Here is a 21816-nt window from a genome sequence, read left to right as displayed (position 1 = left end):
TATACAACCCTTGAACAAACAAGGCCACCCGTCACGCGCCGGGTGGCCTTGCTCGCAATCGGACGCCGTCGTTTACCCCAGGCTGGCCGCAAGCTTCTCGGCGCAGGATACGGCGAGCGCTTCATCTTCGGCCTCGACCATCAGGCGCAGCTTCGGCTCGGTGCCCGAGGCGCGGATCAGGATTCGGCCGCGGCCGTCGAGCTCGGCTTCGACCGCCTTGCGCGCGGCGCTCAGGCCTGCGTGCGTCTTCCAGTCCTGGCCGGGGGCCAGCGGCACGTTGATCATCTTCTGCGGATACATGCGCAGATCGCTCAGCCACTCCGCCAGCCCGACCGAATTACGACGCAGCGCGGTCAGGACCTGCAGCGCGGCAACGATGCCGTCGCCTGTCGAATGGCAGTCCAGGCACAGCAGGTGGCCGGAGCTTTCGCCGCCGTACAGCCAGCCGCGCGCCTGCATCTGCTCCAGCACGTAGCGGTCGCCCACGTTCGCGCGCTCAAAGCCCACGCCCAGGCGCTGCATTTCACGCTCGAAGCCGAAGTTGGTCATCAGCGTGCCCACCACGCCGTCCACCTTGCCGCGCTGCATGCGTTCGCGGACGATGGCGTACATGAGTTCGTCGCCGTTGTAGATCCGGCCCTCGCCGTCCACCATCTGCAGGCGGTCGGCGTCGCCGTCCAGCGCGATGCCCAGCTGGGCGCCGCGGGCGCTCACTTCCTGGGCCAGCAGCTCGGGATGCAGCGCGCCCACGCCCTTGTTGATGTTGAAGCCGTCCGGATTGACGCCGATGGCATGCACTTCGGCGCCCAGCTCGCGGAACACATGGGGCGCGATGTTGTAGGCGGCGCCGTGGGCGGCGTCGACCACGATCGTCATGCCGTTCAGGTCCAGATCGTTGGGGAAGGTGCTCTTGCAGAATTCGATGTAGCGGCCCTGCGCGTCGCCCATGCGGCGCGCGCGCCCCAGCGCTTCCGAGGCGACGCAGCCCAGCGGCTCGTCCAGGGCGGCTTCGATGCTGGCCTCGATCTCGTCGGGCAGCTTCATGCCCTGCGCCGAGAAGAACTTGATGCCGTTGTCCTGGTACGGATTATGCGAAGCGCTGATGACAATGCCCGCCACCAGGCGCAGCGCCCGGGTCAGGTAGGCCACCGCCGGCGTCGGAATCGGACCGGCCAGCAGCACGTCGATGCCGGCAGCCGACAGGCCGGCTTCCAGCGCGGATTCCAGCATGTAGCCGGAAATCCGTGTGTCCTTGCCGATCACGACCTGCGGACGGCTGCCGCCGCGCACGGCGTGCTCGCGCGCCAGCACGCGGCCGGCCGCGTAACCCAGGCGCAGGGCAAATTCGGCGTTGATCACCGGACCGCCGACTTCGCCGCGGACACCATCGGTACCGAAATATTTGCGTCGAATCATGTACTGATTGCTCCTTGTTCTGCCGCGTGCCATACCTTGAGCGCGTCGACGGTGGCGGCCACATCGTGCACCCGCACGATGGAAGCGCCACGCGCCACACAGGCGAGCGCCGCGGCGATGCTGCCGGGCAACCTGTCGCCCACGGGCCGGCCGGTTGCCTGGCCTATCATGGTTTTGCGCGACAGGCCGATCAGCAATGGATAGCCGGCGCTGCGCAGGCTGGACAGCCGGCGCAGCAGTTGGAAATTCTGGTCGCCCGTCTTGCCGAAGCCGAAGCCCGGGTCCAGCACGATGCGGCGAGGATCGATCCAGGCCGCGCGCAGCTTGTGCGCGCGAGCCCCCAGGAAGAGCCCGATTTCACCGATCAGGTCGGTGTACTCGGGCGGAGCGGCCTGCATGGTGCGGGGCTCGCCCTTCATGTGCATCACGCACAGCCCGCAGCGCGAATGCGCCACCGCCTCGACGGCGCCGGGCTGCCTGAAGCCATAGATGTCGTTGATCATGTCCGCGCCGGCGTCCAGCACGGCGCGCATGACTTCCGGCTTGAAGGTGTCGATGGACAGCGGCACGCCGCAATCGCGCAGCGCCTCCACCACCGGCAGCAGCCGGGCCAGTTCGTCGGCCACCGACACCGGATCGGCCCCGGGACGCGTGGACTCGCCGCCCAGGTCCAGGATCTGGGCGCCTTCGGCAATCAGTTGGCGCGCATGCGCCACCGCGGAATCCGTATCGTCGTGCTGGCCGCCGTCGGAAAACGAATCCGGCGTGACATTGACGATACCCATGACAAGCGGGCGCTCGAGATCAAACTCGAAGCGCCCGCAAAGGAAGTTATTTGCCATAACTCAGGATGAGCAGCCTCAGACAGCGGCAGCCGTATTGCCACCTGCCGCCAGGCCCGTGGGCGGCGTATCGGAAGTATCCGACGGGCCCTGAGGCGTCTTCGGGGGACGCGGGGGGCGGCCCTCGATGATGTCGTTGATCTGGTCCGCGTCGATGGTTTCCCATTCGAGCAGCGCGGAGGTCATGACTTCGACCTTGTCGCGGTTGTCTTCCAGGATCTTGCGCGCGACGCTGTACTGCTCGTCGATGATGCGGCGGATCTCGGTATCCACCTTCTGCATGGTGGCTTCCGACATGTGCGTGGTCTTGGTGACGCTGCGGCCCAGGAACACTTCGCCTTCGTTCTCGGCATAGACCATGGGGCCCAGCTCGTCGGTCATGCCGTAACGCGTGACGATGTCGCGGGCGATGGCGGTGGCGCGTTCGAAGTCGTTCGAGGCGCCCGTCGTCATCTGGTCCATGAAGATTTCTTCGGCGATGCGGCCGCCGAACAGCACGGCGATGGTGGACAGCAGGCGGCCCTTGTCCATGCTGTAGCGGTCGGTCTCAGGCAGCTGCATGGTCACGCCCAGCGCACGGCCGCGCGGAATGATGGTGACCTTGTGGACCGGGTCGGTCTTGGGCAGCAGACGGGCGACGATCGCATGGCCGGACTCGTGGTACGCGGTGTTCTTGCGTTCCTCTTCGGGCATCACGATGGAGCGGCGTTCCGCACCCATGATGATCTTGTCCTTGGCCTTTTCGAAGTCGGACATGTCGACCGTGCGGCCATTGCGGCGGGCGGCGAACAGCGCGGCTTCGTTGACCAGGTTGGCCAGGTCGGCGCCGGAGAAGCCCGGGGTGCCGCGCGCCAGGACGGTCGCGTCGACGTTGGGCGACAGCGGAACCTTGCGCATATGGACCTTCAGGATCTGCTCGCGGCCGCGGATATCGGGCAGCGGCACCACGACCTGGCGGTCGAAGCGGCCCGGGCGCAGCAGCGCGGGATCCAGCACGTCGGGACGGTTGGTCGCGGCGATGACGATGACGCCCTGGCCGGACTCGAAGCCGTCCATTTCCACCAGCATCTGGTTCAACGTCTGTTCGCGTTCGTCGTTGCCGCCGCCCAGGCCGGCGCCACGCTGGCGGCCGACCGCATCGATTTCGTCGATGAAGATGATGCAGGGAGCGTGCTTCTTGGCGTTTTCGAACATGTCGCGCACGCGGGCCGCGCCCACGCCGACGAACATTTCAACGAAGTCGGAACCGGAGATGCTGAAGAACGGCACCTTGGCTTCGCCCGCGATGGCCTTGGCCAGCAGCGTCTTGCCGGTACCCGGCGAGCCGACCATCAGCACGCCGCGCGGAATGCGGCCGCCCAGCTTTTGGAACTTGCTGGGGTCGCGCAGGAAATCGACCAGTTCCTGGACGTCTTCCTTGGCTTCGTCGCAGCCTGCGACGTCGGCGAAGGTGATCTGGTTGGTGTTCTCGTCGAGCATGCGGGCGCGCGATTTGCCGAAGCTGAACGCCCCGCCCCTGCCGCCGCCCTGCATCTGGCGCATGAAGAACACCCAGACGCCGATCAGCAACAACATGGGGAACCACGAGACGAAGATGCTCATCAGCAGCGACTGCTCTTCGCGCGGCTTGCCCGACACCTGGACGCCATACTTCAGCAGATCGGAGACCATCCAGAGGTCGCCCGGCGAAGTCAGCGTGTAGGCGCGGCCCGCGTCAGGGGTGACGTACAGCACGTCGCCCTGGACGTCGACCTTGCGGATACGTCCCGCCTTGGCGTCGTCCATGAACTGCGTGTAGGTCACGCCGTCCTGGGTCTGAGCGCGTCCGTCGAACTGTTTGAAGACGGTGAACAGCACGAGGGCTATCACCATCCAGACAGCGACTTTCGAAAATGAATTATTCAAGGTCGATCTCCTGCTTTCGATTCCGACCGGCGACCGTGCACCCGCATATGGCACAGTCACAAGTATGTCAATAGCTCATTCTACCCTGTCAGACCGGATTGCGTCCCGGGATGGCTGAGCCGCTCTAGGTTTTGTCTGATTCGCGAATTTTCTGGTCGTTGTTCCGGCAGGCTGTGAGTTTTTCGAGTCCGAGGCGGCGCGCCCCGGACCCGGGCTACTTCAGATCGCGCGCAACCAGAAAGGTTTCGGAGGATTTGTCCCGCGATGCCTTCGGCTTGCGTTCGACCACCCGCTTGAAGCGCTGCTTGAAGGACTCCACGATCTGCGAAAAGCCGCTGCCGTGGAAAGCCTTGACGATCAGCACCCCGTTGGGCTTGAGGTGGGCGCAGGAGAATTCCATCGCCAGCTCGCACACATGCTGGATGCGCGCGGAGTCGGCAATACCCACCCCAGACAAGTTGGGGGCCATGTCGGAAATAACAAGATCCACCGCGCGCGATCCGACCATGTCTTCCAGTTGTTTCAAAACGTCATCATCGCGGAAGTCACCCTGGATGAACTCGACGCCCGCCACGGGCTCCATGGGGAGCAGGTCGAGCGCGATGATGCGTCCGTCCACGATCCCGCCCGGCCCCGCCAGGCGCTCGCGCGCCACTTGGGACCAGCTGCCGGGCGCCGAGCCCAGGTCGACCACCAGGTCGCCCCGGCGCATCAGCTTCTCGGTGTCCAGGATCTCGATCAGCTTGAAAGCGGCGCGGGCTCTGTAGCCCTTCTGTTGCGCCAGCTTCACATAGGGATCGTTGATGTGCTGGTGAATCCAGTCTTTAGAGAATTTATTCTTGGCCATTACCGTACAATTCCACGCATGCCTATATTAGAACTTACCTCTCGTGAGCGCAGCGACCTTCGGTCCGCCGCTCACCCTTTGCGCCCCGTCGTCCTGATTGGCGACAATGGCCTGACCGAAGCCGTGCTCAAGGAAATCGACCTGGCACTGACTTCGCATGGCCTCATCAAGGTGCGCGCCGGCGGCGACGACCGCGAGGCCCGCGACGCAATGCTGTCGACCATCTGCGACACGCTTTCCTGCGCCCCGGTGCACCACCTGGGAAAGACGCTGATCCTGTTCCGCCCGCTGGCCGGCAATATCAAGCCCGCCGCGCTGGCCGCCATGGAACCCGAACGCCCCGCCAAGCGCCGCGCCTCCGAGCCGCACACGCCCAAGAAGCTGGCCGCCGAAGGCAAGACCCTGGCCAAGCGTCCGCGCCGCAGCGAATCCGAAGAGCCCAAGCCGAAGACGCGCTTCGTGCCCCAGGACCAGCTCAACAAGAACGGCAAACCCATGCGTCCCGGCACCAGGAAGACCACCGCCAGCGGTCACGGCATTCCCCGCCGCGCTGGCAGCGCGCTCAGCCTGCGGGCCGGAGCACGCAGCGGCACCAGCCGCAAGTCGTCGAAAAGGTAAGCGCCAGGCACAAAAACGGGCGCTTTACGCGCCCGGTCCACCATAGCGATCCGCATTAAACCGCGGAATTCAGTCGAACGCACTGTTCGGACTATGGTGTTTTGACAGTTTCCAGCTTACTACTGTTGGCGTCAGATGTAGCGCACGCCCAGGACTTCATACTCGCGAACGCCTGCCGGGGCCTTGACCTCGACCACATCGCCTTCGCTCTTGCCGATCAACGCGCGCGCCACCGGGCTGGACACGGAAATCAGGTTCGACTTGATGTCGGCTTCAACGTCGCCGACGATTTGGTACGTCACACGATCGCCCGAATCCAGGTCCTCGATGTCGACGGTGGCGCCAAACACGGCGCGCCCTTCGGCATCCAGGGCGGTAGGATCGATCAGATGGGCATTGGAAAGCGTGCCTTCAAGCTCGGCAATCCGGCCCTCGATAAAGCCTTGGCGCTCGCGAGCAGCATCGTACTCGGCATTTTCCGACAGATCACCCTGCGCACGCGCTTCAGCGATCGCGTTGATAACGGCAGGACGTTCCACGGTTTTCAGCCGCTGGAGCTCTTCTTGCAAGCGCTCGGCCCCGCGCACGGTCAAAGGAATGGCAGACATGTCGTTTCCCAAACAAAAGTAGAAAACGCCCCGGACGGAGCGTTCTCGGTGAAGGTCGGAATCCTGGCGCGCGCAGGCAACCGGGTGAAAGCAAAACGGGCGAGCGGCGCGGCCGACCAAAACAAAACCCCGGCTCGGGTCGGAACCGGGGCAATCAAGGTCATATTGTGGTCAAAGTCCACGGGAATTGCAAGCCGCCGGAGAAAACGTCGTTTTCGCTGCATTTCGCCGCTGTAACCCGCTAAAACCCGTCATTTTTTCCAGTTTTTTCCAATCCATCCGGAAACCGGCTGGAATCGCCCGCGGCCGCGCCTTCGTGACGGGTATGTTGCATAAAAACTACTCTTCGATAGTTTTTTGCAACACCACCAAAACACAACTCTCAAAAACGCCAGGAAATGCAGGCTGACGCGGTATAAAACAACAAATTGTGTCATTAATAACAATTAAATACATATTGCACTCGGAAAACTACCATCCGGCCAAGGCTGAGCCGGGCGCAAGAGATTTGTTTTTGCGGGTGTTTGCAGTGGTGGCGGACGCATCGCAGCCATCCGGCGCGACGTTCGCCGTTCCGCCGCGCGGCGGGCGGCCTGGCCCCTTCCCGCGCATGGCGGATCGCGTTCAAGAACGAGGAGCTCTCATGCTGGAAAAACTGAAAGTCCGTACTGGAATGCTGTTGGTTCTGGGCTGCTTCGTCGTCGCCCTGGCGCTGGCTTGCGGCTTGAGCTGGATGAACGCCGAGAAAAGCGTGACCGAGATCAAGGACCTGAACAATGTCGCGGTCCATCAGGTCGATCCTCTGTACGAGGCCAGCGCCGCCCTGCTGCGCGCGCGGCTGGCGCTCGGTGCAGGCATGGCTGCCCTGCAGGCCGGCGGCATGGATCAGGCCGGGCTGGCCGGCGAGGAAGCCGCCAACCATCTGAAACAGGCGCGCGAGCGTTTTGCCCGCTACATGGCCGTACCCAAGAGTCCGCGCGGTCAGCAGCTGGCCGAGGCGCTGCAGGGGCGCTTCACCGCCTACGCCACCATCCTGGATACGCTGGAATCCGACCTCAAGGAACGCTCGCCAGCCAAGTACCGCCAGGACGAGGGGCGGCTGCCCCAGGCTGACGCCTACTTCATGAAGGACATGCAAGCCTTCCTGGCCCGGGTCCAGGAGCGCAGCGACGGCGTGCTGGCAAGCTCCGAGCAGACCTATTCCACCGCGCGGATTTCGGCGGTCGCGTTGATTTCGGCCGCCCTGCTGCTGACCGCGCTGTGCTGGGCCTTCATCCGCCGCGCCGTGCTCCGTCCGCTGCAGGAGGCCGGCAGGCACTTCGATCGCATCGCGGCCGGAGACCTGACGAACCGCGTGGAGACCCGCTCCAACAATGAGATCGGCGTCCTGTTCGCTTCGCTCAAACGCATGCAGGAGGGCCTCACCCGCACGGTGACGTCCGTGCGCCAGGGCGTGGACGAGATCAACGTGGGCGCGGCGGAAATCGCGGCCGGCAACGCCAATCTGTCGGTGCGTACCGAAGAACAGGCCGCGGCGCTCGAAGAGACCGCGTCCACCATGGAAGAGCTGGCGGTCACCGTCAAGCAGAATGCGGAAAACGCCGCCCAGGCCAACCAGCTGGCGGCGGTCAGCATGGACGTGGCGCAGCGCGGCGGCCAGAACGTGGAACAGGTGGTGGCCACCATGCACGGCATCTCGGACAGCTCGCGGCGGATCTCGGACATCGTGTCCGTGATCGACAGCATCGCCTTCCAGACCAACATCCTCGCGCTGAACGCGGCCGTCGAAGCCGCGCGCGCCGGCGAACAGGGCAAGGGCTTTGCCGTGGTCGCGGGCGAGGTCCGTTCACTGGCCCAGCGAGCCGCACAGGCCGCCAAGGAGATCAAGACGCTGATCGAGGCCTCGGTGGACACCGTCGCCGCCGGATCGGCCCAGGTCGCGGCCGCCGGGCAAACCATGCAGGAAATCGTGGATTCGGTGCAGCGCGTGGCCGCGATCATGGCTGAGATCTCGGCCGCCTCGACCCAGCAAGCCGGCGGCATAGACCAGGTCAGCCTGGCGATCTCGCAGATGGACGAGGTGACGCAGCAGAACGCCGCGCTGGTCGAGGAGGCGTCGGCCGCGGCGGCCGCGATGGAGGAACAGGCGCGGCGCCTGGCCGAGGCCACCTCGGTATTCAAGACGCAATCGGGACAGGTGATCGAGGCGGCGCCGGTGGCGCTGACCGGCACGGCCGCGGCCTCGCGGCTGTCGCGCACCTAGCCAGGTGCGCCAGCCGGCCATGCGCGGGACACGGAGTCCGCGCATGGCCGCGCCGCCTATTTCCTGCGGCGCAGCAAGGCGTACAGGATGATGGCGCCGAAGGTGGCGGTGCCGATGCCGCCCAGCGTGAAATTGCCCAGCTTGACGGTGAAGTCGCCCGCCCCCAGCACCAGCGTGACCGCGGCCACGATGAGGTTGCGGTTGTCGCTGAAGTCCACCTGGTTGACCACCCAGATGCGGGCGCCGGCGATGGCGATCAGGCCGAACACCACCACCGACATGCCGCCCAGCACGGGCCCCGGGATCATCTGGATCAGCGCGCCGAATTTGGGCGAGAAGCCCAGCACGATGGCGATCAGGGCCGCCACCACGAACACCAGGGTGGAATAGATGCGCGTGACCGCCATCACGCCGATATTCTCGGCATAGGTGGTGACGCCCGTGCCGCCCACGGCGCCGGACACCATGGTGGCGACCCCGTCGCCGACGAAGGCGCGACCGAGGTAGCGGTCCAGGTCCTGACCGGTCATGGCGCTGACGGCCTTCACGTGGCCCAGGTTCTCGGCCACCAGAATGATGGCGACAGGCACGATCAGGCCCATGGCCTCGGCCTTGAACACCGGCGCGGCGAAGTGCGGCAGGCCGAACCAGGCCGCGGCGGCCACGCCGGAGAAATCGATGGGCTTGCCCAGCCCCATGCCGTTGGCGAGGATGCCGTACACCACGCAGGCCAGGATCATGCCGACCAGGATCAGCAGGCGCTGCACCATGCCCTTGGTGAACACCGCGATGCCGCCCACGCAGAGGATGGTGACCATGGACATCACGCTGTCGAAGCCCGATGCGCCCATCGCGCCCTTGGCGGCGATAGGGGCCAGGTTCAGGCCGATGACCGCGACCACCGCGCCCGTGACGACGGGCGGCATCAGGGTGTCGATCCAGTTCGCGCCGCCCCCGGCGCGCGCGTTGACGAACCAGACGATCAGGCCGATCAGCGTGTAGGCCAAGCCGCAGGCGATGATGGCGCCCAGGGCCACGCCGATATTGGCGTTGGCACCGCCGCCGGCATAGCCGGTCACCGCGATCACGCCGCCAATGAAGGCGAAGCTGGAACCCAGGTAGCTGGGCACCCTGCCGCCCACGAACAGGAAGAAGATCAGCGTGCCTATGCCCGACATGAGGATGGCGACGTTCGGGTCAAAGCCCATGAGTAGCGGCGCCAGCACGGTGGAGCCGAACATGGCGACCACGTGCTGGGCGCCCATGGCCACGTTCTTGGGCCAGGACAGCCTTTCGTCGGGCGCGATGATGACGCCGGGCTCGGTGTCGTCGGCCAGGCGCCAGCGCGGAAAGTAGGAATTGGACATGGATATCCCAAAATAGGTGTTGGGTGTAAGCGGGCGCCAGTGTAAAGGGGGCCGCAAAGGGGGGGCAATGCTTAAGTTCGCCGCTGGAATGCCGTACTAGTGAAAACCCCGACCCCTTGAAAAGGCAGGAACAATCATGGCGATCAATCCCATCAGCGGCATCTCCCGCGCCACCACGCTGGCGGACATGTGGGCCGAGAAAATCCAGGCCAACAAGGAAGCCAAGAGCGCCTCCGGCGAAGCAGCGAGCTCTGCGTCCCCGGACGGCAAGATCCGCATCAACAACCCCGGCGGCCTGAAAATGGGCAACGTGCAGGAAACCAAGGAAACCGAAGACTCCAGCAACGACGACGCCTACACGCGCCAGATCAAGGAACTGCAGAAGCAGCTCAAGCGCGTGATGGACCAGATCGCCAAGGTCAAGGCCAGCAGCATGCCGGCCGAAATGAAGGCCCAGCAACTGATGGCGCTCAATGCCCAGGCGATGCAGATCCAGCAGCAGATCACTGCCGTGATGGACAAGCAGGCCCGGGCCATGCAAGGCGGCGTATCCGCCACAGCCTAGCGGGCACAAGGCACGGCGCCCCGCGCGGCCGGGGCGCCCGCATTGATGGCGCGCATCAAAATTTCTGATTGGACGCTGCCCAGGCCGGCCAGTACTGTCTCCGAACAAATCTAAAACCACGGAGACAAACCATGCATGCAATGCGCACAGCCCTTGCAGGTGCGGTGCTGGCCGTTTGCGCGGCCCCTGCCCTCGCAGGCACCGTCACGGTGATCACGTCGTTCCCCAAAGACCTCACCCAGGCCTACAAGACGGCCTTCGAAAAGGCCAACCCCGGCATCACGCTGGAAATCCTGAACAAGAACACGGTGTCGGGCATCGCCTATGTGCGCGAAACGCCCGCCGGCCAGCGCCCCGAGGTGTTCTGGGCCAGCGCGCCCGACGCCTTCGAAGTGCTGGGCCGCGACAAGCTGCTGGCGAGTTCGGCCGACGTGGCCAACAAGCAGGTGCCGGACAAGATCGGCAACTACCCCATCAACGATCCCGGCGGCATGTACCTGGGCCAGGCCCTGGCCGGCTACGGCATCATCTACAACACGCGCTACATCGCGGCGCACAAGATCCCCGCGCCGGTGGAATGGAAGGACCTGCTGTCGCCGCAATGGTTCGGCCACGTCGGCATCACCTCGCCGTCGCGCTCGGGCACCATGCACCTGACCGTGGAAACCATCCTCCAGGGCGAAGGCTGGGACGAAGGCTGGAGCACCCTGCTGCGCATGTCGGGCAACAGCAGCGCCGTCACCGAGCGCTCGTTCGGCGTGCCGGATGGCGTGAACAACGGCCAGTTCGGCGCCGGGCCGGTGATCGACTTCTTCGGCCTGTCCAGCAAGTATTCCAAGTTCCCGGTGGAGTTCGTCTACCCCTCCGAAACCGCCATCGTGCCCGCCAACATCGCGCTGATCCAGGGCGCGAAAAACACCGAGGAAGGCAAGAAGTTCATCGCCTTCACCCTCAGCCAGGCCGGGCAGGAACTGCTGCTGGAGCCCAAGATCTCGCGCCTGCCGGTGCTGCCCTACACGGCGCTGGCCGGCAAGATTCCCCAGGGCTACCCCGACCCCGCCGAAATCGCCAAGCGCAGCAAGGTGCAGTTCAACGCCGACCTGTCGCAGTCGCGCTACTACGTGGTGCAGTCCCTGTATGACCAGACGGTCACGTTCCGACTGAAGGAACTGCAGGCCGCCACCAAGGCCATCTACGACGCCGAAGCCAAGCTGGGCGACAAGGCCAAGAGCGGCAAGGCGGCCGAGCTGCTGGCGCAAGCCCGCAAGCTGACCTGGGCGCCGCTCATCGACGGCAAGAAGGCCGCCGACCCGGCCTTCCTGGCGATCTTCGCCGGCAACAAGAAGGACGCCGCCGTGAACCAGCAGATCACCCAGCTGGAAGGCGAATGGAACGGCCGTTCCAAGGCGAACTACGAAGAAGCCGTGAAGCTCGCCAAGCAGGCCGCGGCGCTCTAGGCCGCAACACACGCAGCACGCGCGCGGGCCGGACGGGAACAGTCCCGTCCGCCGCCGCGGTTTTCACCTGGCAACGATTTCGGGAATCTCGATGAATTCTTCGGGCCACTCGCGCCTGCCCGTCGGCCCCCTGCTGACGGCGCTACTGGTGTTCGGTTTTCTGCTGCTGTTCCTGGCCGTGCCGGTCGGCACGGTGTTCTACACCGCCTTCGTGAACGCCGACGGCAGCTTCACCATGGGCCACTTCGGCGCCTTCTTCAACCAGCCGCTGATGAAGGAAGCCTTCTTCAACAGCCTGTACGTGGCGGGCTGGTCGGCGCTGCTCTCGTCGCTCATCGCCGTGCCGCTGGCGTACTTCACTGTGCGCTTCGACTTCCGCGGCGCGCTGCTGATCCAGACCCTGGGCGTGCTGCCGCTGATCATGCCGCCCTTCGTCGGCGCGGTCGCGATGCAGCTGATCTTCGGCCGCTCGGGCAGCGTGAACCTGCTGCTCAACGATTGGTTCGGCTTCACCATCCCGTTCATGGAAGGCTTGAACGGCGTCATCTTCGTGGAATCGCTGCACTACTTCCCCTTCATCCTGATGAACCTGGTGGTGGCGCTGCGCAACATCGACGGCGCCATGGAGGAGGCGGCCTTCAACCTGGGCTCGCGGGGCTTCCGCCTGTTCCGCCGCGTGATCTTTCCGCTGGCCCTGCCCGGCTATGTGGCCGGCACGTCGCTGGTATTCGTCAAGGTGTTCGACGACCTGGGCACGCCGCTGGTGCTGGGCACCACCAACATGCTGGCGCCGCAGGCCTATCTGCGCATCACGCAGGTGGGCCTGGAGGATCCGCTGGGCTATGTGATCAGCGTCATCATGGTCGGGTTCTCGATCCTGGCGCTGTGGCTGTCGGCGCGCGTGCTCAAGGGCCGCGACTACTCCACCCTGCAGAAGGGCGGCAGCTCCATCCAGAAGCGCAAGCTGCGTCCGATGGAAAGCGTGCTGGCCTATGGCTGGATCATCCTGGTGCTGCTACTGGTGCTGTCGCCGCACATGGGGGTGCTGCTGCTGTCGCTGGCCAGCGTCTGGAGCTTCGCGCCGCTGCCCGACGGCTACACGCTAGCGCACTACTCCGCGGTGTTCTCCGAATCGCAAGGCATGATCGCCAACACCCTGCTCTATTGCGGCCTGGCCGCGGGCGTGGACGTCATCCTGGGCACCGCGATCGCCTACCTGATGCTGCGCACCCGCTTGCCGGCGCGCCAGTGGCTGGATTTCCTGGCGTCCGCGGCGCTGGCGATTCCCGGCATCGTGCTGGCCATCGGCTTTCTGCGCACCTTCCGCGGCATCGAGCTGCCCGGCACCGGCACGCTGCTGACCTCGTCGTGGATCATCATCATGATCGCGTACTCGGTGCGGCGACTGCCCTATGCCCTGCGCTCCTGCGTGGCCTCGCTGCAGCAGATCAACATCTCGCTGGAAGAGGCCGCGCAATCGCTGGGGGCGACGCGCATGAGCACGATACGCCGGGTGGTGGTGCCGCTGATGGCGGGCGGCATGCTGGCCGGCTTCGTGACCAGCTTCGTCACCGCGGCCGTGGAACTGTCGGCCACCATCATGCTGGTGACCAAGGACAGCCAGGCGCCCATGAGCTATGGCATCTATCTGTACATGCAGAGCGCGGCCGGCCGGGGTCCCGGCGCCGCGCTCGGCGTCCTGGCGGTGGCCGCGGTGGCCATCGGCACGTATGTCTCGCACCTGCTGGTGGAACGCGCCCAGGCGCGCCAGCGGCCGGCTCGCAATGAAGGGGAATCCGCATGAAGAAAGTCAGCGTCGAATGCCGCAACATCCGGCTGTCCTACGGCAAGACCGAGGTGCTCAAGGACGTCAACATCAGCATCGAGCCCGGCGAGTTCTTCGCGCTGCTGGGTCCCTCGGGCTCGGGCAAGTCCACGCTGCTGCGGCTGATCGCCGGCTTCAACCGGCATAGCGCCGGGCAGCTGCTGGTGGACGGCAAGGACATCAGCGGCACACCGCCCTGGAACCGCAACATCGGCATGGTATTCCAGAACTACGCCCTGTGGCCGCACATGTCGGTCTGGGACAACGTGGCCTTCGGCCTGGTCGAACGCAAGCTGCCGCGCGCCGAGATCCACGCCAAGGTGGAGGCCGCGCTGGACCTGGTCGGCCTGTCCCAGTATGGCAAGCGCCGCCCCAACCAGCTGTCCGGGGGCCAGCAGCAGCGTGTGGCCCTGGCGCGCACCATCGTGATCGAACCGCAGGTGCTGCTGCTGGACGAGCCCCTGTCCAACCTGGACAAGAAGCTGCGCGTGCAGATGCGCCAGGACCTGCTCAGCCTGCAGCGCCGGCTTGGCATCACCACCATCTTCGTCACCCACGACCAGGAAGAGGCCATGACCACCGCCGACCGCATGGCGGTGCTGGACCATGGCGTGGTCCAGCAGATCGGCGCGCCCAGCACCTTGTTCGACTATCCGGTCAACCGCTTCGTCGCCAACTTCGTGGGCACGATGAACGTGCTGGAAGGCGACGTGCGCGAACGCACCAGCGGCAGCGTGGTGCTGGCGGTGGAAGGCGTGGGCGACCTGCACTTGCCGCTTACCGGCGAAGCGCCAGCCGCGTCGCGGCTGGCGGCCAGCTTCCGCCCGCACACCGTGCAGATCGAAATGGCGGACGGGCTGGGCGATGCCCGCTATGTCTGGCTGCCGGGCATCGTCGAGAGCAGCGAGTTCCTGGGTGAATTCACCCGCTATCAGGTGCAGATCGGCGAGCAGCGGCTGACGGCGGACCAATCGCATCTGGCCGGGCTGTCGCCGTTCCCCGTCGGCGCGCCCGTTTCCATCGGCCTCGAACCTACCCAAGTGCGGCTCTTGGCGGCCTAAACTCGGGGCCATGGAAATCTATCAGATCCGCGCCTTCGTCACGGTCGCCCGGCTGGGCAACCTGACGAAGGCGGCCGAGGCGCTGTCCTTGACCCAGCCCGCCGTGACCGCGCAGATCAAGGCGCTGGAACAAAGCCTGGGCGTGGCCTTGTTCGACCGCAGCGGCGGCCGCCTGGCGCTGACCAAGGCGGGCGAGGTGCTGCTGCCCACCGCGGAATCCCTGCTGGTGCTGGGCGCGCAGTTCAAATCCGAAGCCCAGCAACTGCAGGGCAGCCTGCACGGCGCGGTCGAACTGGGCGTACCCAGTGAAAAGCCGGATTTCCTGCGCCTGGGCGAACTGGCCTCGGCCGTTACCCAGCGCCTGCCGCTGGTCGAACTGAAGACCCAGACGCTGCCCGCCGCCACCCTGGCCGAACAAGTCAGCACCGGCCGCCTGCCGGCAGCGCTGATCATCGCCGCCAATCCGCCGCGCGGCGTGCTCTGGCAACCTTTGCGCAGCGTGCGCTACCGCATCGCCATGCCCCGCGAACATGCCGCCGTGCTCAAGCGCGGGGGCTGGCGCGAGGTGGCGCAATTGCCCTGGCTGGATGGCCCATCCGGCAGCCACACCCACCTGCTGTTGCGCGACATGTTCGAACGCCATGGCCTGTCGCCGCGCATCGTGATGCAGAACGACGACCAGGCCAACCTGGATGCGCTGGTGCGCGCCGGCGCCGGCTGCGCCCTGCTGCGCGAGGAAGCCGCGCTGGCGGGCGCGGCGTCGAACGACTTCATCGTTTGGGGCCAGGCGCGCGTGGATGCCATGTTGGGATTCATCCTGCCCTATGAGCGCGCTAGCGAGCCTGCGCTGGTCGCGTTAAGCTCGATCATTCAAACCATCTGGAAACCGCGCGCGCCCATCGCGCCCGGCCAGCTCTAAACCCGCATCAAGACCGTAATGACTGAAATCTGGTTCATCCGCCACGGCGAAACCGACTGGAACCGCCAGCGCCGCCTGCAAGGCTGGCAAGACATCCCCCTGAACGAATTCGGCGTCAACCAGGCCAGCCTGCTGGCCGCGCGCTTGCGCGAGGAAGCCCGCCACACGCCCATCCACGCCATCTACAGCAGCGACCTGCAGCGCGCCCACGCCACCGCCGTGCCGGTGTCGGAACAACTGGGCCTGCGCGTGCGCGTGGAGCCCGGCATCCGCGAGCGCGGCTTCGGCGTGCTGGAAGGCCTGGACCACGAACGCATCGACGTGCTGGCCCCCGAAGCCGCTGCCGCCTGGAAGAGCCGCGACCCGCTGCGTCCGCTGGACGGCGGCGAAACGCTGGGCCAATTCCAGTCCCGCGTCATTTCGACCGTGGACGACATCGCCAGCCGCCACGACGACGAACGCATCCTGATGTTCACGCACGGCGGCGTGCTGGACATCATCTGGCGCCATGCCTCGGGCGTGCCGCTGAACGGGCCGCGCGACGCCTCGCTACTGAACGTCAGCATCAACCGCGTCGGCGTTCAGGGACGCAAATGGCAGGTGCTGGACTGGGGCGACGTGGGCCACGTGAGCGACGAAGTCGGCAACGACGTCGTGCCCTGAGGGTTCAGCGCGCGCGGCGCGGCTTGCGCGGCGCGTTGCGCGCCAGCCTGTCGTAGACGGCGTTGGGCAACAGACGCATCAACTTGGCCACGATGCCCATCTGCCACGGAATCACCACATAGGATGTACCCCGCCCGATCGCGCTGCGCGCGCGGCGGGCGAAGGCGTCCGCTTCCATCAGGAAAGGCATGGAATACGGGTTGTGGGCCGTCATTGCCGTCTTGATGTAGCCGGGCGCGATCGTCACCACGTCCACGCCTTCGGCGGCCAGCTCCAGCCGCAGGCTTTCGCAATAGGTCACCACCGCCGACTTGGACGCGCTGTAGGCGCCCGCGCCCGGCAGCCCCCGTACCCCCGCCACGCTGGCGATGCCCACCAGCCGGCCCGATCCCGCCGCCCGCATGGACGCGATGAAGGGTTCGAAGGTCGCCACGGTGGCCAGCAGATTGGTGTCGACGATGGCCTTGAAGACGTCGTAGTCCTCGCCATGCTCGGTCAAGGTGCCGGCGCTGATGCCGGCGCTGGCGATGACCACGTCCACCCGCCCCTGGCAGAAAGCAATGAAATCCTGGGCCGCGGCATGCAGGGCCTGGCGGTCGCGCACGTCCACCGCGTAGCAGCGGTGCTCGCCGGGCAGGCTGTCGGCCAGTTCGCGCAGCGCGTCCTCGCGCCGGCCCAGCAGGCCCAGCGTGGCGCCCGTGGACGCGTATTGCTGCGCCAGGGCGCGTCCCAGGCCGCTGCTGGCGCCGGTGATGAAGACTCTTTCCATGTGTGCCTATAGCCTGTGGTGGCGTTGCGGAACCGCGTTGCAAAAAAATAGGGCACGCTCTCGCGTGCCCTATTGTGTCGCTTGCCGGCTTAGCCTTGCAAGGAAGCGTGCAGCTCCTGCAGCGGATAGACCTGCAGGCCCAGGCCTTGGCGCAGGTATTGCATGCCTTCGACCGCGGCGCGGGCGCCGGCAATGGTCGTGAAGAAGGTCACGCGGGCGGCCAGCGCCTGGGTGCGGATGGTGCGCGAGTCAGCGATGGCGTTGCGGCGCTCTTCGACGGTGTTGATGACCAGCGAGATCTCGCCGTTCTTCACCATGTCGACGATGTGCGGACGGCCTTCGGTGACCTTGTTCACCAGCTGCACCGGAATGCCGGCGGCTTCGATCTCGGCAGCCGTGCCGCGCGTGGCGACCAGCTTGAAGCCGAGCGCGTGCAGGCCGCGCGCCACTTCCACCGCCAGGGGCTTGTCCTGGTTCTTGACGCTGATGAATACCGTGCCGGATTCCGGCAGGCGCACACCCGCGGCCAGTTGCGACTTGACGAAGGCTTCGCCGAAGCTCGTGCCCACGCCCATCACTTCGCCGGTCGACTTCATTTCCGGACCCAGGATGGTGTCCACGCCCGGGAACTTCACGAACGGGAACACGGCTTCCTTGACCGAGAAGTAAGGCGGCACGACTTCCTTGGTGATGCCTTGCGCGGCCAGGGTCTGGCCAGCCATGGCGCGCGCGGCGATCTTGGCCAGTTGCAGGCCGGTGGCCTTGGAAACGTAGGGCACCGTGCGCGAAGCGCGCGGGTTCACTTCCAGCACGTAGACGTCGCCGCCCTGGATTGCGAACTGCACGTTCATCAGGCCGCTGACGTTCAGCGCCTTGGCCATCATCGTGGTCTGGCGCTTGATCTCGGCGATGACTTCCGCCGACAGCGAGTACGGGGGCAGGCTGCAAGCCGAGTCGCCCGAGTGCACGCCGGCCTGCTCGATGTGTTCCATGACGCCGCCGATGAAGACGGTTTCGCCGTCGGCCAGGCAGTCCACGTCCACTTCGGTGGCGTTGTTCAGGAAGCGGTCCAGCAGCACGGGCGAGTCATTGCTGACCTTCACGGCCTCGCGCATATAGCGCTCGAGGTCCTGCTGCTCGTGCACGATTTCCATGGCGCGGCCGCCCAGCACGTAGCTGGGGCGCACGACCAGGGGGTAGCCGATTTCGGCGGCGTGGGCCAGGGCCTCGCCTTCGGTGCGCGCGGTGCGGTTGGGCGGCTGGCGCAGGCCGAGCTTGTTGAGCAGCTTCTGGAAGCGCTCGCGGTCTTCGGCCACGTCGATGGATTCGGGGCTGGTGCCGATGATGGGCACGCCGTTGGCTTCCAGGGCGCGCGCCAGCTTCAACGGGGTCTGGCCGCCGTACTGGACGATCATGCCGACCGGGTTTTCCTTGTGGACGATCTCGAGCACGTCTTCGAGCGTCAGCGGCTCGAAGTACAGGCGGTCCGAGGTGTCGTAGTCGGTGGACACGGTTTCCGGGTTGCAGTTGACCATGATGGTCTCGTACCCGTCGTCGCGCAGCGCCAGCGCGGCGTGCACGCAGCAATAATCGAATTCAATGCCCTGGCCGATGCGGTTCGGACCGCCGCCCAGCACCACGATCTTCTTGCGGTCGGTGGGCGCGGCTTCGCACTCTTCCTCGTAGGTCGAGTACATGTAGGCCGTGCGGGTGGCGAATTCGGCGGCGCAGGTGTCGACGCGCTTGTAGACCGGACGCACGTTCAGCTGGTGGCGCAGCTTGCGCACCTCGGATTCCGAGGAATCCAGCAGGAAGGCCAGGCGGCGGTCGGAGAAACCGCGGCGCTTGAGTTCCCACAGCGTGGCGTAATCCAGGTCGGCCAGCGTCTTCTGTTCCAGCGCCAGTTCGATGTCGACGATTTCCTTGATCTGCGACAGGAACCACGGGTCGATGTGCGTGATGTTGTGCACTTCGTCCAGCGTGAAGCCTTGCGCGAAGGCGTCGCCCACGTACCAGATGCGTTCCGGACCGGGTTCGCCGAGTTCGACCTGCAGCTTCTCGCGGTCGGTGGTCTTCTGGTTCAAGCCGTCCACACCCACTTCCAGGCCGCGCAACGCCTTCTGGAACGATTCCTGGAAGGTGCGGCCGATGGCCATGACTTCACCCACGGACTTCATCTGGGTGGTCAGGCGCGCGTCGGCGGTGGGGAATTTCTCGAAGGCGAAACGCGGCACCTTGGTGACGACGTAGTCGATCGAGGGTTCGAACGAGGCGGGCGTGGCGCCGCCGGTGATTTCGTTCTTGAGCTCGTCCAGCGTGTAGCCCACGGCCAGGCGCGCGGCGACCTTGGCGATGGGGAAGCCGGTGGCCTTGGACGCCAACGCCGACGAACGCGACACGCGCGGGTTCATCTCGATGACGATCATGCGGCCGTCGCGGGGGTTGACCGCGAACTGCACGTTCGAGCCGCCCGTATCCACGCCGATCTCGCGCAATACCGCGATCGATGCATTACGCATGATCTGGTATTCCTTGTCGGTCAGCGTCTGGGCCGGCGCCACGGTGATGGAGTCGCCCGTGTGCACGCCCATCGGGTCCAGGTTTTCGATGGAGCAGACGATGATGCAGTTGTCCGCCTTGTCGCGGACCACTTCCATCTCGAATTCCTTCCAGCCCAGCAGCGACTCTTCGATCAGCAGTTCGCTGGTGGGCGAAGCTTCCAGGCCGCGGCGGCAGATGGTTTCGAATTCTTCGGCGTTGTAGGCGATGCCGCCGCCCGAACCGCCCATGGTGAAGCTGGGGCGGATCACGGCCGGGAAGCCGGAGGTGCCGACTTCGGCCGCGATGCGGCGCTGCACTTCCCAGGCTTCGTCCATGCTGTGGGCGACGCCCGACTTGGCCGATTCCAGGCCGATGTCGGTCATGGCCTGCTTGAACTTCTGGCGGTCCTCGGCCTTTTCGATGGCGTGCTCGTTGGCGCCGATCAGTTCGACGTTGTGCTTCTTCAGCACGCCGTGGTGGGCCAAGTCCAGCGCGCAGTTCAGCGCGGTCTGGCCGCCCATCGTGGGCAGCAGCGCATCGGGCTTTTCACGCTCGATGATCTTTTCGACGGCTTGCCAGGTGATGGGCTCGATGTAGGTGACGTCGGCCGTTTCCGGGTCCGTCATGATCGTGGCCGGGTTGCTGTTCACCAGGATGGTGCGGTAGCCCTCGGCCTTGAGCGCCTTGCACGCCTGTGCGCCGGAATAGTCGAATTCGCAGGCCTGCCCGATGATGATGGGGCCGGCGCCGATGATGAGTATGCTTTTTAGGTCTGTACGCTTGGGCATGATGCAATCTTTACTTTTGGCCGGACATCAGGGCGATGAACTTGTCGAACAGTTCAAGGATGTCGTGCGGACCCGGGCTGGCTTCGGGGTGACCCTGGAAGCAGAAGGCCGGGCGGTCGGTGAGCTCGAAGCCCTGCAGCGTGCCGTCGAACAGCGAGACGTGCGTCACGCGCGCGGTGGCCGGCAGGCTGGCCGCGTCAACCGCGAAGCCATGGTTCTGGCTGGTGATGAACACGCGCTTGGACTGGAGGTCCTGCACGGGGTGGTTGGCGCCGTGGTGGCCGGTCTTCATCTTGAGCGTCTTGCCGCCCACCGCCAGGCCCATGATCTGGTGGCCCAGGCAGATGCCGAACACCGGCAGCTTCTTGTCCAGGAAGGCGCGGGTGGCCTCGATGGCGTAGTCGCAGGGCTCGGGGTCGCCAGGGCCGTTGGACAGGAACACGCCGTCGGGGTTGAGCTTGAAGACTTCCTCGGCGCTGGTCTGGGCCGGCACCACCGTCAGGCGGCAGCCGCGATCAGCCAGCAGGCGCAGGATGTTGGTCTTGATGCCGAAGTCGTAGGCCACGACGTGGAACTTGGACTGGTCGGGCTTGGAGAAGCCCTTGCCCAATTGCCAGGTGCCTTCGGTCCATTCGGCGCTGTCCTTGATCGACACCACCTTGGCCAGGTCCTGGCCGGCCATGCCGGCAAAACCGCGGGCCAGTTCGACGGCGCGCTCGGCGTCGGCGCCGACGAAGATGCAGGCGCCCTGGGCGCCCTTTTCACGGAGGATGCGGGTGAGCTTGCGGGTGTCGATGCCGGAAATGGCGACGACGCCTTGCTCGGAGAGGTACTCAGGCAACGATTGCGTGGAACGGAAGTTCGACACGCGGGCGGGACAGTCGCGGACCACCAGGCCGGCGGCAAAGACGCGCTTGGCTTCCACGTCCTCGGCGTTGACGCCGGTATTGCCGATGTGCGGATAGGTCAGCGTGACGATCTGGCCGCTATAGCTGGGATCGGTGAGAATTTCCTGGTACCCGGTCATCGCGGTGTTGAACACCACTTCGGCAACGGTATGCCCAGGCGCACCGATCGACACGCCTCGAAAAATGGTACCGTCCGCCAGAGCCAGAATTGCAGGAGGGAAGCGGTTGATCCCCTCGGGAAAGAGTTGCGGCAGCACAGTAAACCCCGGTTTTAGAATCGATAATCAAACCTTCGGATTATACCTTGAGCGGCCGATTTTCCCGGCGAACCGCGCCAAATAAGGCCGGAAACGGGGTTTTGGCCCGTTTTTCCGCGTCCCGCCGCCCCCCTCCCTCATCCGCCCGACAGCGGCCTGGCGGCCTCAGTGATACGCTAGGACACCTTCAACCCTAG

General features: G+C 65.5%; 17 protein-coding genes. 8 read left to right on the top strand and 9 right to left on the bottom strand.

Annotated features, from left to right (window positions below; translation table 11 throughout):
• Nucleotides 1–72: 72 nt before the first annotated feature.
• The 4 genes from glmM to BRO63_RS23985 form a co-directional block, all read right to left on the bottom strand.
• Entirely contained in the window at nucleotides 73–1416 is a 1344-nt protein-coding gene (glmM, locus tag BRO63_RS24000; RefSeq protein ID WP_088142202.1) for a phosphoglucosamine mutase, read from the bottom strand.
• Nucleotides 1413–2258, bottom strand: a complete 846-nt coding sequence (folP, locus tag BRO63_RS23995) for a dihydropteroate synthase (RefSeq protein ID WP_088142201.1) — start codon at nucleotides 2256–2258, stop codon at nucleotides 1413–1415. Before folP ends, glmM begins: the two co-directional genes overlap by 4 nt.
• 18 nt (nucleotides 2259–2276) lie before the next feature.
• Nucleotides 2277–4163, bottom strand: coding sequence for an ATP-dependent zinc metalloprotease FtsH (ftsH, locus tag BRO63_RS23990; RefSeq protein WP_054451363.1), 1887 nt, complete (start codon nucleotides 4161–4163; stop codon nucleotides 2277–2279).
• Between the two features lie 214 nt (nucleotides 4164–4377).
• Complete coding sequence (locus tag BRO63_RS23985) at nucleotides 4378–5010, bottom strand: RlmE family RNA methyltransferase (RefSeq protein WP_088142200.1); 633 nt, start codon at nucleotides 5008–5010, stop codon at nucleotides 4378–4380.
• Nucleotides 5011–5028: 18 nt separating this feature from the next.
• On the opposite strand from BRO63_RS23985, the gene BRO63_RS23980 reads away from it, so the two are divergent.
• A complete protein-coding gene (locus BRO63_RS23980; protein ID WP_088142199.1) occupies nucleotides 5029–5628 on the top strand; it encodes a YhbY family RNA-binding protein in 600 nt (199 codons plus the stop codon).
• Between the two features lie 131 nt (nucleotides 5629–5759).
• On the opposite strand, the gene greA is transcribed toward BRO63_RS23980, so the two are convergent.
• Nucleotides 5760–6236 (bottom strand): transcription elongation factor GreA, encoded by a 477-nt coding sequence (greA, locus tag BRO63_RS23975; protein WP_054451366.1) that lies wholly within the window; start codon nucleotides 6234–6236, stop codon nucleotides 5760–5762.
• Nucleotides 6237–6879: 643 nt separating this feature from the next.
• Here greA and BRO63_RS23970 point away from each other — a divergent pair.
• Nucleotides 6880–8499 (top strand): methyl-accepting chemotaxis protein, encoded by a 1620-nt coding sequence (locus BRO63_RS23970; RefSeq protein WP_088142198.1) that lies wholly within the window; start codon nucleotides 6880–6882, stop codon nucleotides 8497–8499.
• A gap of 56 nt (nucleotides 8500–8555) precedes the next feature.
• Here BRO63_RS23970 and BRO63_RS23965 read toward each other — a convergent pair whose 3' ends face one another.
• A complete protein-coding gene (locus BRO63_RS23965; protein ID WP_088142197.1) occupies nucleotides 8556–9866 on the bottom strand; it encodes a solute carrier family 23 protein in 1311 nt (436 codons plus the stop codon).
• 136 nt (nucleotides 9867–10002) lie between these two features.
• Between BRO63_RS23965 and BRO63_RS23960 the strand changes: the two genes are divergently transcribed.
• The 6 genes from BRO63_RS23960 to BRO63_RS23935 all read left to right on the top strand — a co-directional run bounded on the left by BRO63_RS23960 (nucleotide 10003) and on the right by BRO63_RS23935 (nucleotide 16356).
• Nucleotides 10003–10431, top strand: coding sequence for a hypothetical protein (locus BRO63_RS23960; RefSeq protein ID WP_088142196.1), 429 nt, complete (start codon nucleotides 10003–10005; stop codon nucleotides 10429–10431).
• 131 nt (nucleotides 10432–10562) lie between these two features.
• Entirely contained in the window at nucleotides 10563–11888 is a 1326-nt protein-coding gene (locus BRO63_RS23955) for an ABC transporter substrate-binding protein (protein WP_088142195.1), read from the top strand.
• A gap of 91 nt (nucleotides 11889–11979) precedes the next feature.
• Entirely contained in the window at nucleotides 11980–13692 is a 1713-nt protein-coding gene (locus BRO63_RS23950) for an ABC transporter permease (RefSeq protein ID WP_088142194.1), read from the top strand.
• Nucleotides 13689–14774 carry an ABC transporter ATP-binding protein gene (locus BRO63_RS23945; protein WP_088142193.1) on the top strand — a complete coding sequence of 362 codons (1086 nt, stop codon included), beginning with the start codon at nucleotides 13689–13691 and terminating at the stop codon, nucleotides 14772–14774. Before BRO63_RS23950 ends, BRO63_RS23945 begins: the two co-directional genes overlap by 4 nt.
• Before the next feature lie 10 nt (nucleotides 14775–14784).
• Complete coding sequence (locus BRO63_RS23940; RefSeq protein WP_088142192.1) at nucleotides 14785–15693, top strand: LysR family transcriptional regulator; 909 nt, start codon at nucleotides 14785–14787, stop codon at nucleotides 15691–15693.
• Between the two features lie 18 nt (nucleotides 15694–15711).
• On the top strand, nucleotides 15712–16356 hold the full coding sequence (locus tag BRO63_RS23935) for a histidine phosphatase family protein (protein ID WP_088142191.1): 645 nt from the start codon (nucleotides 15712–15714) through the stop codon (nucleotides 16354–16356).
• A gap of 4 nt (nucleotides 16357–16360) precedes the next feature.
• Here BRO63_RS23935 and BRO63_RS23930 read toward each other — a convergent pair whose 3' ends face one another.
• From BRO63_RS23930 to carA, 3 genes are all read right to left on the bottom strand, one after another.
• Nucleotides 16361–17125, bottom strand: coding sequence for an SDR family oxidoreductase (locus BRO63_RS23930; protein WP_088142190.1), 765 nt, complete (start codon nucleotides 17123–17125; stop codon nucleotides 16361–16363).
• An 89-nt stretch (nucleotides 17126–17214) separates the two neighbouring features.
• A complete protein-coding gene (carB, locus tag BRO63_RS23925) occupies nucleotides 17215–20454 on the bottom strand; it encodes a carbamoyl-phosphate synthase large subunit (RefSeq protein WP_088142189.1) in 3240 nt (1079 codons plus the stop codon).
• 10 nt (nucleotides 20455–20464) lie between these two features.
• On the bottom strand, nucleotides 20465–21619 hold the full coding sequence (gene carA, locus BRO63_RS23920; protein WP_179215203.1) for a glutamine-hydrolyzing carbamoyl-phosphate synthase small subunit: 1155 nt from the start codon (nucleotides 21617–21619) through the stop codon (nucleotides 20465–20467).
• Between the last annotated feature and the right edge of the window lie 197 nt (nucleotides 21620–21816).

Source organism: Achromobacter xylosoxidans (assembly GCF_002192695.1).
GTDB classification, from domain to species: Bacteria; Pseudomonadota; Gammaproteobacteria; order Burkholderiales; family Burkholderiaceae_B; genus Achromobacter; species Achromobacter xylosoxidans_C.
Note: the sequence above shows the minus strand (reverse complement) of the source record. Positions and strands in the feature narration are given on the sequence as shown.